Annotated in this window: 5 protein-coding genes; 4 read left to right on the forward strand and 1 reads right to left on the reverse strand. The window is 34.8% G+C overall.

Annotated features, from left to right (window positions below):
* Positions 1 to 103 precede the first annotated feature (103 nt).
* Positions 104 to 5,245 carry an AAA domain-containing protein gene (locus WA352_RS06755; protein ID WP_336141616.1) on the forward strand — a complete coding sequence of 1,714 codons (5,142 nt, stop codon included), beginning with the start codon at positions 104 to 106 and terminating at the stop codon, positions 5,243 to 5,245.
* Entirely contained in the window at positions 5,242 to 6,666 is a 1,425-nt protein-coding gene (locus tag WA352_RS06760) for a hypothetical protein (protein ID WP_336141617.1), read from the forward strand. Before WA352_RS06755 ends, WA352_RS06760 begins: the two co-directional genes overlap by 4 nt.
* 69 nt (positions 6,667 to 6,735) lie before the next feature.
* Here WA352_RS06760 and WA352_RS06765 read toward each other — a convergent pair.
* Positions 6,736 to 7,880 (reverse strand): IS3 family transposase gene (locus WA352_RS06765; protein WP_442892226.1). Its coding sequence is split into 2 segments (ribosomal slippage): positions 6,736 to 7,616 and positions 7,616 to 7,880, totalling 1,146 coding nucleotides; the frame shifts between segments, so codons are not numbered across the junction.
* Between the two features lie 319 nt (positions 7,881 to 8,199).
* Here WA352_RS06765 and WA352_RS06770 point away from each other — a divergent pair.
* Complete coding sequence (locus tag WA352_RS06770; RefSeq protein ID WP_336141619.1) at positions 8,200 to 11,493, forward strand: STY4851/ECs_5259 family protein; 3,294 nt, start codon at positions 8,200 to 8,202, stop codon at positions 11,491 to 11,493.
* 2 nt (positions 11,494 to 11,495) lie between these two features.
* Positions 11,496 to 17,813 (forward strand): DEAD/DEAH box helicase, encoded by a 6,318-nt coding sequence (locus WA352_RS06775; RefSeq protein WP_336141620.1) that lies wholly within the window; start codon positions 11,496 to 11,498, stop codon positions 17,811 to 17,813.
* The last annotated feature ends 460 nt before the right edge of the window (positions 17,814 to 18,273 follow it).

The following is an 18,273-nucleotide window of genomic DNA, read 5'->3' on the forward strand; positions in this document are numbered from 1 at the left end:
TATTTAATTCTAAATACTGATAGAAAAATTTCTTTTAGCAATTTATAGTGACTTCATTGTAAGTATTTAATAAATTTCAACTTTGAGATTTTAAGAGGGTATTTTGGACATAAAAATTTGGGAAGGCGGTCTTCAATCGCAAGAAATCATCGCTATCGAAAAAATTAGAGCTGCTTTTACTAAACAGGGCAAGATGTTTCCATGGAAAGGTTATGCGGGATTTCGCTTTACTAATTCAAAAGGTAAAGAAGGTGAATTCGATCTTGTTATTGTGACGCATTGCAATGTGATCATTGTTGAGCTTAAAGATTGGAATCATCAACCTGTTACTTCTGTTAATGGTCGTTGGTATAAAGGTGATCGCGATATGGGGACTTCTCCTGTATCAGTGACAAAGAATAAGGTATTTACATTACAGAACAAATTAGAAAAATATAAGAATAAATTTACTAACAAAGGGCGAGTACCATTCATTAAATATCTTGTTGTGATGACTGGTAATGCAGACTTTAGTCAGCTACAGGGTGTTGATAAAGAATTTACAATTTCACTGGATGACTTCTTAAAACTTGCCAATACATCTGAGTTCAACGATAAATTTCCGATAACCCACCCGATGCAACGTACGGTAAATAAAGATTTCGATATATTTGATGAATTATTTTTGGGAAATCAAACTAATGCTAGGTCATTGAATGTTGGTGGTTATACAGCTGCAGATACGATTTTTGATCATCCAAACGGCATTTATAAAGAATATTATGCAGTCACCAAAGGGCAATTTAAAAATGAAGCACTCCTTCGCTGGTGGGACTTTAGTAAAGTATCAGGGGTGAAAGGATTAACTCCAGATGGACGAGGACAAATAGTTTCAAGAGAGCGCAATGTTCTGCAATATTTAAAAACTCATAACCAAGAACTTTGGAACCATTGTTTGAGGTCATTGACCCCGTTTGACCAAGATGAGGTTACTACGACAAGTGCAGAATTGTTTGAGTTCCCGACTAATCATTTTCGTTTTAACGAATTTATTGGTAAATATGCAAGTTTATATAGCGAAATAGATTTACTTGAAATTGCTAAGATCATAATGTCGCAATTTGAATCATTACATAAGGTAACAGTTGCACACCGTGATATTAATTCTCATAGTCTGTGGCTCTCTCAATCGAAATCAGTTGTAATCTCTAATTTGGCATGTGCGTATTTTAAACCTGCAGGAACAGTAGGCGATTATCGTGAGCAACTGGCTGTCGGTGCAATAGAAGCAGTTGGAACTGAAAGTGAGAATACAAAATTCAACACACCCTTTGAGTCTGATGTTTATGCTTTGGCAATTATGCTTTGGCATCTGTTACATAAGGAGCGTATTTCAGAAGGCAGTCTACAGTCATTACAAAATAACTTAAAGAATAGTGCTGCGTTCTATGCTCCGGTACTTTATGACGCAATTTATAACAAGAGCTTTAAAGATGCCTCGGAATTTACTACAGCATTTCATGCGGCAGAGCCTAAGCGTGCTGAAATAATCACTTTTGATGCAAATTTAATAGAGCCATATCGCAATAGTATTAATCATTCTCGTCAATTTAAACCTGACGATGACATAGATTTCTTTGTTGAAACTGATGAAAAGGAAGTGTACTGCTCTAACGGATTGCTTGTTAAGGCCTGGCTCAACACTGGTGGAATTAACGCCTCCGATTTAGAAGGTTTTCAAATACATAAATTCATCAAGAAAATTGAAAAGCTAAAAGCTATCAATTCTCCGTATATTCCACGAATAGAAGACTTTGGAATTGCACAAAAATCTTCAAGTCTATTTCTTGTGACAGAGTATCTTGCTGATAGCCAATCTTGGCGTCAGAAATATCAGCAATATGTGGATGTGAATTGTGACATAAGTAATGAAGAACGGTTAGCGGATATTGGGAAACTCATTTCAGCGATTGATGATCTGCACGAAGCTCACGTATCACATGGTGATTTGCACGATGAGAACATTTTATTAGATAAAAATAGTGGGCAAATCCACCTCATTGATATACCAGATTTTAATTTATCTGGAGAAGAATCTAGAAATACTCAATATGCACCAGAGCAATACGATGTTGATGCTTATCAGCGTGATAATTATGCAGTGATGAAATTGGCGAGCGAGATTCTATGCTTTAATTTTGGTGAGGGATCAGAAAATTATCCAATATTGGCTGAAGCAATTCAGAATGAATTGAAAGATGAAGAATTTGGCTTCAAAGGAATTGCGAGATTTAAGCAAGCTTTTGATAAGTTAGGTCATAAATCCAAGAAAATTATTACTGTATATGATAATCGTGTGAGCGAAAGTTTTACGATTTATCCTGAAAATATGCAGATGTATGTTGGGATATCAGCTCGTACTGAGGGACATGAGCATATAGCGAGCTTAACGTTTAATGGAATTGGTGGCACATATTCATTGCAATATGATTCAAGTCGCGGTAACAGATCAATCTTTGGTGGTATGGTCCCTCGTAAAAAAGATTATCTATCAGCAAAAGAAAAAGAGAATAGCCAAGCAAGCTTAAATGTTGAGATACAGATCAAGGCATCTGATCAACGTAACTATACTGAGCTTGTCAATTTTCTTAATACACAAACCGACTTTATCGACATTGTAGACTCTGCGCTTAAAGAACATATAGCTAAACAACTACAAGCAGATCAGAAAAAGAATGAAATACCATTATTTGAAAAAAACGATAATTTTCAAGTATTTGAAGTGGATATTATTCCTGAGCTATCTATACAACCAATTGTTATTTCGAGCGATGCCCCTGAAAATCAGCGACAGGATATTCCTTTAAAACAGGCATCAAAAAAACTGGATACCCATAAATTATGGACTGCGATTTTAGATGCAGAAATTGATGCCTCACCATCAATTGAACTTAAAGACACAGCATTTGTGAAAGACAATACATTTATATGTCCTTACGATGCAGTAAAGGATCCTTTAGAAAGTTTTGATGATTCAGATACAGATAAGGTGTTTGCATTTATTAACAAAATAGACCACAAGGCTTTGAAGGCTGAGGGGAAAAAAATAGAAGATATTGAATACAATGATGAATTAGCAAAAGAATTTACGAAAGAGTTTAAATTGGGTGAGGTGGATTTAAAGGCATCGAATCTTCATGAAGTACATATTACTAAGGTCAGAAATACTCGCTATCCTCCAGAAGAAGGGAGTATGATTTATTTTCGCTCGATGCAAAGTAATGCATCATTAAGAAAACGTAAATACGCAATTGAACGTATTCTAAATAAACAGAGCATTATTTCAGATTTGGCTGAATTGTTTGATCCAGAATGTAAGCTAACAGCGAATTATTATGACATAAAAGTTAAAGATGAAGATTTCGATCGTTATAACCGAAAAGATGATCATGGCAATCAAATTAGTCTAAACCTTCAGCAAAAAAAAGCTTTTCAAAGATTGATTAATAGTGGTCCACTTTCATTGTTACAAGGTCCACCAGGCACAGGTAAAACAGAATTTATTGCAGCATTTGTACACTATTTGATTGAAAAGCAAAATGTAAAAAATATTCTTTTGGTGAGTCAGTCACATGAGGCGGTAAATAATGCTGCAGAGCGTATTCGTAAACACTGTGCTCGTTTGGAAACACCACTTGAAGTTGTTCGATTTAGTAATCGTGAAAATACAGTTTCAGATGGTTTAAAAGATGTGTTTTCAAAGGCAATCACCGCCCAAAAACGCGAACTCTTTTTAGCAGAGATGAAAACTCGTATTTCTTCTTTGGCTACAGCATTAGGTTTACAATCCGAAGTGATGGTCAAAGTGGTCGAGCTTGAACTTCAGCTATTTAAGCAAATCGATGATTTAATTCGTCTGAAAAAGATCTCTAAGAATATTAATGAAGTTGAAAATTCAAACACACTGAATAAAACCATTGATTTTGACTTAGCTGCTCAAATCCAAGAACTTGAAGTATCAATTCGCAACCAAAGTATCAATGAGTTCAATGTAGAAATTTCATCTAATACCATAATAGATTTTGAACTAAAAAATCGCATTATAAAAGCATTAAGTACTAGATTTGGATTGAATATTCAGGAAACCCGAAGTGTTCTGGCATTAGCTAAAGTCACTAAAGAGATGATTGATACGCTCTCTGGAGACTATATAAATTATGATGAATTTTATGCACGCTCTCGTCAGCTTGTGATTGGTACATGTGTTGGTATTGGTCAAGGTCATTTAAATATCCGTGAAAACACATATGACTGGGTCATTATTGATGAAGCAGCTCGTTCTCAATCGGGTGAGTTAGCTATAGCAATGCAATCAGGCAAGAGAGTGTTATTGGTAGGTGATCACCATCAACTCCCACCTAATTATTCTCCTGAGCAAAAAAATGTGATCGCGAGAAAACTAGGTATTTCACTTGCATATGGTAATTATGACGAAATTGATAATTTGCTCAAAAGTGATTTCGACAGAGCATTTAACTCAAGCTATGGCCAACAAGCTAGTGAATCTCTTTGGACACAATACCGAATGGCAACGCCTATCGGAAATCTAGTTTCTGAAATTTTTTATAAAGGTAAATTAGAATCTTCGGGACGAACTATTTCCCAGCATTATGAGCAAACTGCTGATGTATTACGTTCAACTGTAACATGGGTGGATACATCTGATATGGGGCATGATGCCTTCCATTCAGAAGTTAAACAGAATAGAGGGAAGATTCGTAATAAAGAAGAAGCAAAAGCGATTATGACTATTTTAAAGCAGATTGCTGAAGATGATGCTTTGATTAATTATCTTAACAGTGTTAGAAAAACTGATGCAGCTATAGGTGTTATTTGTATGTATGCAGAACAAAAGCGATATTTACAGCAATTGTTCAATCAGAATGCATGGCCAGAAGGTTTCAAAGATCTAGTCAACATTGATACTGTGGATAGTTATCAAGGCAAAGAAAATCGAATCATCATCGTTTCAATCACACGTTCTGACAAATCTAATACTCCTGGCTTCATGATTATGCCAAATCGAATTAATGTTGCATTGTCGCGTGCGATGGATAGATTGATTGTAGTTGGTAATAAGAATGTTTGGACTGGAAGGAATAAAGATCTGCCATTTGGAAAAGTGGTGAAGCATATGGAAGAAAAAGGTATTGATGAAGGCTACAGATTTGTCTTTTCTAAAACTTTGAAAGGAGAAATGGTATGAACGCACAATTAAAGTATCATGAAATTGATTTTTTAATACCATCACAAGAATTCATTGTGAATTTCTCCTATGTTTCAGGGAAAGGTTTATCCTTTATTCGAGAATATATACTCCGTCTGCTTAATATTGCACCAATGACTAAAATGCAAATCTCTGTGTATTTTGGATTAACTGAGATTGAAGCAACTGAAGCGATAGATGATTTGATTGAACAAGACTTTATTAAATTAAATGCTGATGGTCGTTTGGGTTTGACAGATTCAGCAAAGAAATTGTTTACTGATGTTGCATCAGATGTGAGTTTGACTTCGATTGAAGAAAGTACGGCTAAAATAAGATTTGAGTTAGCTACATTTTGTTTTTTCAAAAATGAAAAAAATGTCGGGATAAGAAATTGGGCTTGCGGTTTAAAAATAAATGCACCTCCAGAACATGAAGCATACGCAGCTGATCATGTGAGAACAAAATTTCAAGATGAGTTTTTTCTGATTGCGGAAAACAATTTCCTTCCAAATTCAGTACTCAAGGATAATCATCGACCTCATTTATACATGATTAATTCAGTAATTCCGACTTATAAAGGCCCATTAAGGATAAAAGTAGATTTTAAATTGGATCATAAAGGTGATCCCTTATTACTAGATAAATTTTCAGATTTGAGTCATTCAGATCAGATGCATTCACTACTCGCTGAACAAATAGATCAAATGAAGCGTGTCAGCAATGTAAAGGAAATTGTAAAAGCTCAGGGAATATTTGAAGATTGCTACACTTCACAATTCTTAAACGAGCAGGGACATATAACAAATTTAACTGATGTACAAGATGGTATCAATGGTGAAATATTTGATGGGGTAAATTACAATTTATTGGTTGGTCCAATTTACCAGCAAGAAAATTGGAAAGTATTAGAGAAAGAAATCCATACTATTTCGAAACGAGTGAAAGGATCTAATCAGGAAAATAATTCAACGGAAATCATTTGGATTGCACCATCAAATCCATTTTGGGGTATGACCTCAAAAATAGGGATTGCGTTTGAAACCTTGCAAGAGGCATTTAAGGATAATAAGGGGACACTATCAAAAGTATTCTTACCTATCAGAAATCAATATGATAAAAATACTGCTAAAAAGTGGTTAAATCATTTTAAACCCTATGCGAATATATTGAATGGTTTACGAGAAGGATTTTGTGATGGTAATGTTGAAATATTACTCATTAAAAATGAACTCGTTGCTATTAGTTACCATGTGAGTGATTCAGAGAGATTGCCTGTAAGTATGCCTATCGGGTTTTTAACAAAGGATCTTAATGTTATCAATCACATTGGTAGAATTTTAGATCAATATCTTAAAGGTTATGCAGCATATGATGAACCTAACAATTGTGGTTATCTTCAAAAGATTATAGGACGTTAATGTCAAACAGAGGTGGTCCCACTTGTTTGAACAACTAAAAGCTTATTTATAAGTGATACTCTGCTCTAGTTAAGCTACCTTATTTTGTTGTGGTAGCTGGTCATAGTAAAACTCATCTGGAGTCATTTTGTCCAGACTCGAATGAGGTCGTTTCAAATTATAAAATTCAAAATATGCGTTTAATTGCTTCTTCGCATCCAAAACATTGCTGTAGGCTTTGAGATACACCTCTTCATATTTAACGCTCCGCCATAATCGTTCAACCATCACATTATCAACCCATCGACCTTTACCATCCATACTGATTTGAATGCCATTTGATTTCAATACATCAATAAATGCATCACTGGTAAACTGACTGCCTTGGTCTGTATTAAAGACTTCAGGTCGGCCATATTTTTCAATAGCTTCATTTAATGTTTCTATGCAAAATGTAACCTCCATACTAATCGATACTCTATGCGCAAGTACCTTGCGGCTATGCCAATCAATCACAGCACATAAATAAACAAAGCCTTTTGCCATAGGGATATACGTTATATCCGTAGACCACACTTGATTACTGCGCTGAATAGCCAATCCTTTGAGCAGATATGGATATTTACGGTGAGCTTGATTGGCCTGACTTAGATTTGGTTTACGATATAACGCATTAATGCCCATTTTCTTCATTAAAGTACGTGTATGACGTCGTCCTATATGATGTCCTTGACGATTCAATAAATCACGCATCATACGGCTACCTGCAAAAGGGTATTGCATATGTAACTCATCCATACAGCGCATCAGCTTCAGATCTGATTCACTCACAGGTTTTGGGCGATAGTAATAACAACCACGGGAGACTTTCAGCAGCTTAGCTTGCTTAGATACTGAAATCTGAAGTGAGTCATCGGTTAACTTTTGTGGTTGAAGCGACCCAGTTTCTTCAACACACCTTCTAAAAAATCAATTTCTAATGCCTGCTCACCGATTTTTGCATGTAGTTTTTTTAGATCGATGGGTGGTTCTGTTGGAGCTTTTGATTGATCGAAAGCTTGCGAGGAAGCTGAAATCAGTTGATTTTTCCAGTCAATAATTTGGTTTTGATGAACATCAAATTCAGCACTCAATTCAGCAAGTGTTTTTTCTGCTTTAATCGCAGCAAGTGCTACCTTAGCTTTAAAGTCATTTGAATGATTTCTTCTTGGTCTACGTGTCATAAAATACTCCATATATTGATGTTTATAACATCATTTGGGGAGCAAAATATCACTTATAAGTGTTGTTCAAATTTCCTGATCCACCTCTAACCAAATTAAAAAATGCCACAAATAAGTGGCATTTTTTAATTATGTGATTCATAGACTGGACTGCCACGGTAATGCTTCACCAGACAACCTACAGGTGGTTTCCGTTTTGTTTTTAGGCTTGTCTATAAAAGATTTTTCTTAATAAAAACAATATAAAATGATATGCTGTTTCAGGGAGAGGCTTGTAAAGCATAATAAAGTTACAGATAGTTGCAAGTAATATTTAAAATTCGAGTGTTTAATGATGTGTAGTTTAAATTTTAGCTCTAGACAGTATTTAGCGCAGATATTAAAAACAAGGGGATTAACATCTGCTGATGCACGTGTACTTTATCAATATCAATTATCTTTTCCTGAATTTAAAGAAATTGAAAACATTCTTAAAACAAGTTTTCAATTCCAAAATATAAATCGTATAGGCGATGAATGGGCTAACTTATTTACATTGTATGCTGCTGAATGGTTTAGACGTGAATATACTGCAAAATGGACATGGGATCCCATTTTAACTGCTTTAGATATTAGAGATTTACCGGTAAACACCAGGAACGAAGTTGTAATTAAGGGACTGAGATTTTGGAAACGCCCGATTATTAAATATAGTAAAACCAATAACTATTTAGGTTCGATTTTTAAAGAGGGTGGATTCCCGTCACGCTTGTTAAAAGAAGATGGAAATCGTTATATTGCGATTTTCCAAAAAGTGATCTCTTTATATTTAGATAATAAATCTCATATTGATGAATTAAGAGCTGAGGTACAACAAGAATTAAAGACTTTACCACAAGCATTTGAGCATGATGAAACACTATCTTTAGTGCTTGATATTGTAAGATTAATTATCGAAAAAGTAGAAAGCTGTCAATTAACTGCTCTCCAAGACCCTATTGCCACTTTAGATCAGCAATCTAAGCATTGGCGTAGTGAATTTCCGTTGCCTATTGATGAAGACCAAACGATCGTAGAGGATTTTTTAAGAAATTTATTTAAGTCGGCCTCAGAAGAAATATCTAAGCATCATCAATTACGCCAAGCGTTAAAATGTACTCATAGCTTATCTGAAGATTTTAAATATTTATCTAGTACAATTTACTTGCCAGAAGAACTTTCATTTACATTAAGTGAAGATGTCGAGTTGCGACGCACACGTGGTAATTTGGTCATTAAAGAAGGGTTGAATCATAAAAGCCAATTTTTATGTACGACTTATCTTTCGCAGCAAAATAATAAAGTAATTGCAGAAATTAATAGAGGTTTTTTAAAAGACATATATCGTCAATTCCACAATGAAGCTTTATATCTATGTTTAGAGGTGGATGGAGTAGCACTCAGTCATATTGAATTAGAAGATACGGTTCTCGATTTTGACACCTTACCTATAGCTTTTGAAATACAAGAAAAACCAAAATATATTGCCCAAGGTGCTCTAAAAACCAAAGCACCTGAAATATTCATTAGTCTGCCAACTGGTGCAAGGTTTACCAGTGTAGAATCAGCAGAACTTTTTGAATCTGTAGGTCAGTTTTTAACATTTAAACTGTATAAAATTAGGGGGCAGCAACAGATATTGACACAAGATAATGATCAAATAATAATCAAATGTGGACATTCTGATATTGAATTTGAGCAGTTATTGTTTAGAAAAAATAATATCAGCCAATTAGAGACTTCCCCAAGTTTAGCATTTATGGGTAAGCCAGCATTAAAAACTTATGGCACACATACCTTATTTCGTGGGAATGATCAGATCGAGACTACCCCTTTGCATTTACTTTTAGGGCAGCAAATGCTGACTTTAAAAAATAGTAAAGGTGAAAGTTTATTAAAAAAGAAAGTGGTTATTTTGCCAAAACATTTTAAGGTTATGGTACAAGCAGGTGTGACACTAGATCAGGCTATACTTGATATTGAATCGGATGCAGAAATTCACATTGAAGTATCGAATTCTCACTCAAGCTTAGTGTATGAAAAGATAGGAATATCCTATAAGTGCCAAGTGAAATGTGCGGTAGTACCTTTAGCATTAAACTTAAAAATAACCTTTAAATTTGGTGGAGAGTGTATTGTTACTGTTCCGTTCCCTGCAAGAGGTTTTAAACTAATTAATGAGCAAAAAGAAGTAACATCAAAAGATTTAGTAATTCACGACTTATTGAATACTGAACTGCAAGTGTACTCCTATGACCGCGCGGCTAAGTTGAATTTTGATATTGTATTAAAAACAAAAATAAATCAGGGACATGCTGTACCTTTTTATCGTAAGAAAATAAAGGTTAAACAAGGCATTTCTTCTATTAATTTATATGAGCTAGTAGAAGATGTAAAAGGAGTTTTAGCCTTAGATGATGATTTGGATAGTTTTGTTGAATGCGCCATTAGCTATCATCACAGCGAAAAAAAATTGAACATTCGGCATTATGCACACCAACTTAATTGGGGTAAAAGTATTAAGGCTTATTATAACAACGAAGCTTTATTATCTTTTAAGCCTCAGGCTATGTCATTAGTGCAACCACAAGTTACACCTCTCGTTTTACTTGAAAAAAATGAATGGATAGGTAAGGTTTTTCAAGTTCCAGAATTGGATATGAGCCTTGCACCTTATTTATTAATACCTACAAAAAATTCTACATTGTTTAGAGCCAAGCTTATTCCAGAATTTGATTATCCTCAAGATAGTGAAATAGAAGCATTAACCGAGGCAACACGTAGTTTTGGTCAGAATAAACAATCGATTAAGCAGTTTATACGGACGTTGAATTATGACAATAATGAGGTATTTTGGAATTATGTGAAAACCTTATTACATGATTATGATCATTTGCCTTTAAATACTTTTGAAGTCCTAAAGGGTCTAGCGACAAATTATGATCAATTGGCTATTACTGTATTTAAACTTGATCTGTCTCTCGACATTTTACGTCGTTTTGAAACTGAATTATCTGTACTATGGTTTTTAATACCTGTTTCATCTTGGCAGAATGCAACCTTACAAGTCATTCAATACTGGCAGAAAATGCTTGGTGATGATGGTACTTATGGTTGTTTAAAGGCAGAACATATTTTAAAAAAATTAAAAAATTTTACTCCTTTATTGGCTGAGTCATTCCATCCATTTTATTTATACAATCAACGTTCATTTGGACCAGGATACAATTTTCAGCTTTTAAATGACTGGATATTTGAAGGTAACTTTATAGGCGGTTTAGAAAAATCTGAGTATCAACGTATGTTGCAACGAAATCATAGTGCAACAGAAGATCAAGCATGGCCAACGGCACTTTCGCAGAATAAATGGGTTTACTTTGACTGTATGCAGAAGCTCCCTTTTAGTTGTCAATTGGCAAGTCAGTGGAATAAAGATGCGGTCTATTTACCATTTTGTTTAGCATATATAAACGTTAAGCATCATTCTAAACTGCAATTGAGTGCCTACGATATATTGCAACTTAAGCAAATCATTGCATTTGATGAGCAATGGTTTAATCAAATTTTTAGTTCAATTGTTAAATATTTAATTTTAGAAGCGAAGTAACAATGTATAAGTATTTTAGTTCTTTAACACAAGAAAGTATCCAAAAAAATAAAGAAGCGACTCTGAGTATATTGGGGATTTCGCATCCTGGACTACGTGATGTTCTAGGACAGCAAATGTCTCAAGCTATGGGCGAAGATCAATCATTTTTATCTTCGCCTGTGATTGAACAAATGTTTGCTTGGAAAAAAGGACAGCCGACTTTAGATGATTTAAGTAGTGAATTACTTCATGCAAATGTGATTGATGCTCTGGATCACAAAGAAAATGGAGCTTATCGTTTTAATCGTAACTACCAGCCTTATGTACATCAATTACAGAGCTGGAACGCTTTGTTAGAAGATAAAAAATCGATTGTTGTGACTTCAGGAACGGGTTCAGGTAAGACGGAATGTTTTATGGTACCCATTCTAAATGACTTGTATGAAGAATTTATTCAAGCAGGGCAATCCTTAACTGGTGTACATGCATTGTTTTTATATCCACTCAATGCACTGATTAACTCACAACAAGAACGTTTAGATGCTTGGACGCGGCATTTCCTACCATCGAATGCTATTCGTTATTGTTTATATAATGGTAATACACCAGAGCATAAATCACAGAAAACTGGAGAACAAAATCTTCATCCGAATCAAATATTCACACGTGAAGAGTTAAGATCAAATCCGGCTCCTATTTTGGTGACAAATGGCACCATGTTGGAATATATGATGGTGCGCCAAATTGATGCGCCTATTTTGCAAAAATCTCAAGGAAAATTGCGTTGGATCGTATTGGATGAAGCTCATAGTTATATGGGCTCACAAGCAGCTGAACTTGCGATGCAACTACGTCGTGTTCTACATGCATTTGGTGTAGAAGCAAAAGACGTTCGCTTTGTCGCAACATCTGCAACGATTGCAGGTGCAGATGCAGAAGAAAAACTGAAACAATTTTTATCAGAGATTTCAGGTCAAAGTATTGAGAATATTTTGGTGATTGGTGGTCAACGTGAAGTACCTTCATTAGCTTCGGTTGAGAGTAATCTTCTGTCTTTTGATAAATTAGTGTCTATTGATGAAGGACAAGAGATTTCCTCTGAGCGTTATCATAAACTGTCTGGACACCCAATCGCACTGACTTTACGTGAATGTATCTGCTCAGAACGTGCTTTAACACTAGAAGATTTATTCAAAAAAACACTAGAAAAAGATTTTCAGCTATCTCAACAAGAGATTTTAAAATGGTTAGATCTATTAACCTTTACAAAACCTTCTAGTACGGAACAAGCTTTTCTCAAGATTCGAGTTAACTATTATCAACGTGTAACTCATGGATTATGGAGTTGTATAAATGATAAGTGTGATCAAAAATCTGAAGATCTAAAAAACTGGAGCTTTGGCCAGGTCTGTGCGACACATCAAGAAAACTGTGCCTGTGGAGCACCTGTATTGGAACTAACGTTCTGTAAGAGTTGTAAGGAACCACATTTATTAGGTTTATTGGGTAGGGAAGATGTTCTGAAACAATGGACAGTTGAAGTTGAAGATGAATTTGCATTACTTATTGATAATGAAACAGAAGAGCAAGAAGAACGTGAGTTTAAAAATGCGATAAAGAATCGTTTAGTTATATTTTCTTCGAATGAAAATAAAGACAAAAACTATCGTCGAGATCAACTGAACTTAGATAATTTAAAACTTGGGGAAATTTCTAAAAATGCCTTAAATGTACATTATCTTGAGCCTCATAATAGCAGTGATCCAGTTTTATGTAGTAACCCTGAGTGCGGCTCAGAGGGGTCCAAGTATGATTTACCGTTCAAGCGTGCGATTTTAGGTGCACCTTACTATATTACGCAGACTGTTCCACAACTTTTACAATATTGTCCAGATATTGATCAGAATGATATTGATGAAGCAAGCAAAAATTTTAGTGATCCAGAATTTATTGACGGTGAATTTAAAGATCTGAAAGATTGTTCACCATGGGATATGCCAGCGAAGGGCAAGCGCTTAATTACATTTACAGATAGCCGTCAAGGTACTGCACGTTTATCTGTCAAGATGCAACAAGAAGCAGAACGCTCACGCTTACGTGGTGCTGTACTTAAAGCTTTAATACAACATACAAAAGCACAAGCAAAAAACGTAGATCCGATGGAGATGCGATTACGTCATAGACTAAGTGAAGCAGAGAAAGAAGGAAATGTTGCCAGAATAGAGTTTTTACAAGATGAGTTAAGCGATTTAACAGCCAATAAGCAGCCAATGAATGCTCCTGAAATTAAATGGCACGACTTATGTCTAGAGTTAGCGAAAGATTCTGATTTCAAAAATGGAATTTTACTAGCAAATCGTCATATTGCAGGTGAAATTTTTGAGGAAGCAGGACCACTTAAACTAGCACAAATGTTACTAACACGTGAGTTTTCACGTCGACCTAAAAATGCTAATAGCTTAGAAACTTTGGGGTTAGTAAAAGTTAATTACCAAGGATTAAAAGACTTAAGTGATCTACCTAACTATTGGAAAGAGCAAAAATTAAGTATTCAAGATTGGCAGGATTTTATTAAAGTTATTCTAGATTACTATATTCGTGAGAATACAGTGATTGATCTTGCTGAAGAATGGAAACAATGGATGGGTGGACCTGTACGCCCTAAGCATGTAGTTAGCTTTAAATTAAGTGATCAATTTAAGAAAAGAGAGGATGGCTCAAAAGACAATAGTATTTTGGCGTGGCCAATGGCATCGGTGTCTAAAAATCACCGTCTAGTCAAACTTTTAGTGTTAGGTGCAAAATTAGATCTAAGCTTGCAAGCACATCGAAATATAGCTGATGATTGGTTAAAAAAAGCATGGCAAGTATTAGAAGCTGAATTCTTAGTTGAAGATGGAAATTCAAAATATCATCTTAGAAAGGAAAAACTAACCTTTAGTTTACTGGATAAAGTCTTTTTATGCCCAATTACGCATCGTTTAATAGACACTACTTTTAAAGGATTTACTCCGTATTTACCGATAAGTTTGCCACAAAATACTGATAAATATAAAACCGAAGAAATGGCTTTTCCAAAGCTATGGCAGTTTGATCATGAAAATCTAACTGCACTTCACCAAGATTTAGCAGTGAGCAAGCTAAGATCACTAAATTTATGGACAGACTTGTCGGATAGCGCAGTATTGGGAGGATTCTTCTACCGTACAGCGGAGCATTCGGCACAGCAGTCGGCAAATTTACTCAAGCAGTATGAAACTTACTTTAAGTCAGGTAAGGTTAATGTCTTAAATTGTTCGACGACCATGGAAATGGGTGTTGATATTGGTGGGATATCAACAGTGGTTATGAACAATGTTCCTCCACATCCTGCCAATTATTTACAACGTACAGGGCGAGCAGGACGTGGTAGTCAATCACGTGCTATTTCTTATACTATTTGTAAAAATAATCCACACGATCAGCAAGTGTTTAAGCAACCATTATGGGCTTATAACACAGCAATTCAGGCACCTCATGTGAGCTTTAATTCACAACGGTTGATTCAGAGACATATCAATGCACAATTACTTGCCATATTTTTAATCAAAGAAATAGGGGAGACTGATATTGATCGACCTAAACTAGATTTGAAATGGTTTTATCTTAAACAAGATGGTCAATCTGATTCAATTTGCGACACCTTTGAAAAATGGTTAGTGGGCAAAGCAGTAAAAGATTATCAACAAGTATTAGAATTTTTGAAAAAAGGCACAGCATTAAAAGATATTGATAATACAGAAATCATAGATGCTTGTGTGACAAAAATCCGAGAACTCAAGATAGAATGGTTGGAAGAATATGTCATCGTTGAAAGAGAGTATCAACAAGAACTAGCTACGAATCCTAATAGCAGTTATCTTTATCGATTAACATGCGAAAAATACCGTTTAACCCAAGCATACTTATTATCTGAGCTAGCGATGCGTAACTTTTTACCAAGTTATGGTTTCCCAACAGATGTGATTACCTTTGATAATACGAATAAGCTAGAGAAAGATCGTTGGGATAAGCTTTCAAAGAGCAGAAAAACAAAGGATTTGGAAAGTCGTCTTGATCGTGAGGATAATTTATCGCGAGTAAAAGGCTTACCAAGCCGTAATATTGCTATTGCTATACGTGAATATGCACCAGGTGCAGAAGTCATCGTTGATGGTCGTGTCTATACATCGAGAGGCATATCACTTGCATGGCAAAATATTCATAATGAACATGACAAGAAACCACAGAAATTTGATTATGCTTGGATGTGTCATCACTGTGGTCAAACAGGGCTAACATCGGGTGTTTTGTCGAATGAAGAGCAGTTGATATGTACAAATATTGAATGTGGCGAAATTATTAAAGATGTTAAAAAGGTATTACGTCCGAATGGGTTTAGTGTCGATTTTTATGATAAACCTAATAATGATGTTACTACGCAAAAATATATTCCTGTTCAGATACCTTGGGTAGGTCTTTCAGAAACGGCTTTAAGTTGGTCATTGCCACATGCTAATTTGGGATATTTAAATGTAGATCCAAATGGGCATGTTTTTCAATATAGTTCAGGTTTGAACGGCACAGGGTTTGCCATTTGTATGCAGTGTGGTCGAGCCGATTCAATGGAAGAAAGTTATGATGGTGAAGCGAAGTTCCCAAGTACCTTAACTCCAGATCGTCCACATAAGGCACTTAAAGCTCAAAAAGATGGTGATAAATTTAAGCGACCAGATTGCGGTGGTTCAAACGTTGTTAAATCTAATATTCATTTAGGCTGTCAAATTAAAACCGATGTATTGGAAATTGTTTTAAAACATCCGGCTCGTAATGAATACATTTTGAAATCTGAAGAAGGTACAATCATTGCGACCACATTGGTTGTGGCTTTACGTCAGGCAATAGCGACTAAATTGGGTATTGCTACTGATGAATTGGGTTATGGAATAAAAGTTAAGAAAATTGATGATAAAGCAGTTTTAGTTTTACAAATTTTTGATGATCTTAGTGGTGGTGCAGGTTTTTCAACTACAGCAGCCAATTTTATTACAGAAATTTTGAGATTGCTGATAGAGAAACTCTATTGTATAGATGAAACCTGTTCTTCAGTGTGCGGCAAGTGCTTACTTGATAACCAAACAAGACATGATATTGAATTCTTAGATCGTACTTTAGCCTTAACTTGGTTAGGGGATGATTTTTTAACTTATTTAGAGTCTCCAATTCCTGAAACAGAATTTATTGCTGGAACCCCGTTTTCGATTGTTGAACAGTATTTAAACTATGGCGCAACACAGGTTACATTCAACTTAACAGGTAAGAGCGAAGACTGGGATATTTTATGTACTGCGATCAGGAAAAAACTATTTAAGTTTTTGAGCAGTAATGTTAAGTTAGTCATTGTAGTTTCACCAAATTTGCATTTGACAGCACAAATACAACAAGAAATGCTAGCTTTGGAAAAAATTGGAGTTTCATTTGCAGTAAATACTAATCTCAAGTCTGAATATTTGTACACTCAGATTGTAAGTAAAGAGAAAGTAATTACCTTATATAATCAATCAGCAGAGGTAAGTTGCTTTAATGAATATTGGTTGGAAAGCCAAAGCCCAAGTTATAAATCAACATCTTATCCAGAGTTGCAATTGCAAAAATTTAGTTTTGATTTTAAGGCAATTGAATCTTATGAAAATGAGTTTCACCGTTTAAAAATTGATGAAGACTTTGACGCTGATTCGATAGATGGATTTGCTGAAAAATTTTGGTCTAAAATTTTACCTATTTCTAAATTAAATAATCCTATGAATGATGATGTCGTAGAGATAGAATATTCTGATAGATACCTTCAATCTCCAGCCAATATTATTTTAATAAGCAGCATATTTAAAGAAGTAAAGAAATTATTAGGTAATCGTCCAAAATTTACCATAACAACTTCCTTTAAAAATAAACAAGTACAGGAGGAGAAGTTATATTCAGATTTCAGACAATTAGAAGAATTTAAGAACTTCTTTGTAAATTATTTTGAAGATCAATTATCTCAGAAACTGAATTTACATGTATCTAGATCAAAAATAGATCATCCTCGTTACTTTATTCTCACATTAAAATCCGGTAAGAAAGTTGATATTCGTTTGGATCAAGGCGTTGGCTATTGGCAGATCAAATATTTTAATTGGCGTAAAATTCAAGAGAAAGGAGATTTTCCTTTCTTAGAGAGTATTAAGAAACAATTATTATGGATAAATGGAAATAATACCAATATGTATGTAGTAAGTGAAGAGGGTTTTAAAACGGATTTATATATCACAAAATCTTGAAATAATTATGAACACGGGTGAGAATAAGATTTGAAATAAAGTGGTTGAAACTAGTAGTGTGTAACCACACAACCACGCCTTCAGGCACCATATTCAATGTTGCGGATTTCTTCCGCATCATTGATTTTTCTCATAAACTTTAAGCAGAGTATTGATATTTTTTAATAAATATTAGCAAATGTTTGAGTAAAGGTGGTTATTCAATTCAAACAATGACCCATTTCTTGTATCCATGTCTATGAATTATATATTTAATTTGACTATTCAAATTTCTTCTTTTTATCATGTCGATAATTTGCAGTACCTGAGCTTGACGTCATAATATTTGAGATTGAACATTCTATAGATGCCTCTAATCCATCGAATAGCTGAGCTTCATTTGAGGTTTGAAGATAGTCCAATATCTAACTAAAAGGTGTCTACAAAATCGGTGGCTATTCAGCCTAAAATCCTTGATTCA

Origin of the sequence: Acinetobacter sp. 102 (assembly GCF_037028485.1) — a bacterium.
Lineage (GTDB): Bacteria > Pseudomonadota > Gammaproteobacteria > Pseudomonadales > Moraxellaceae > Acinetobacter > Acinetobacter higginsii.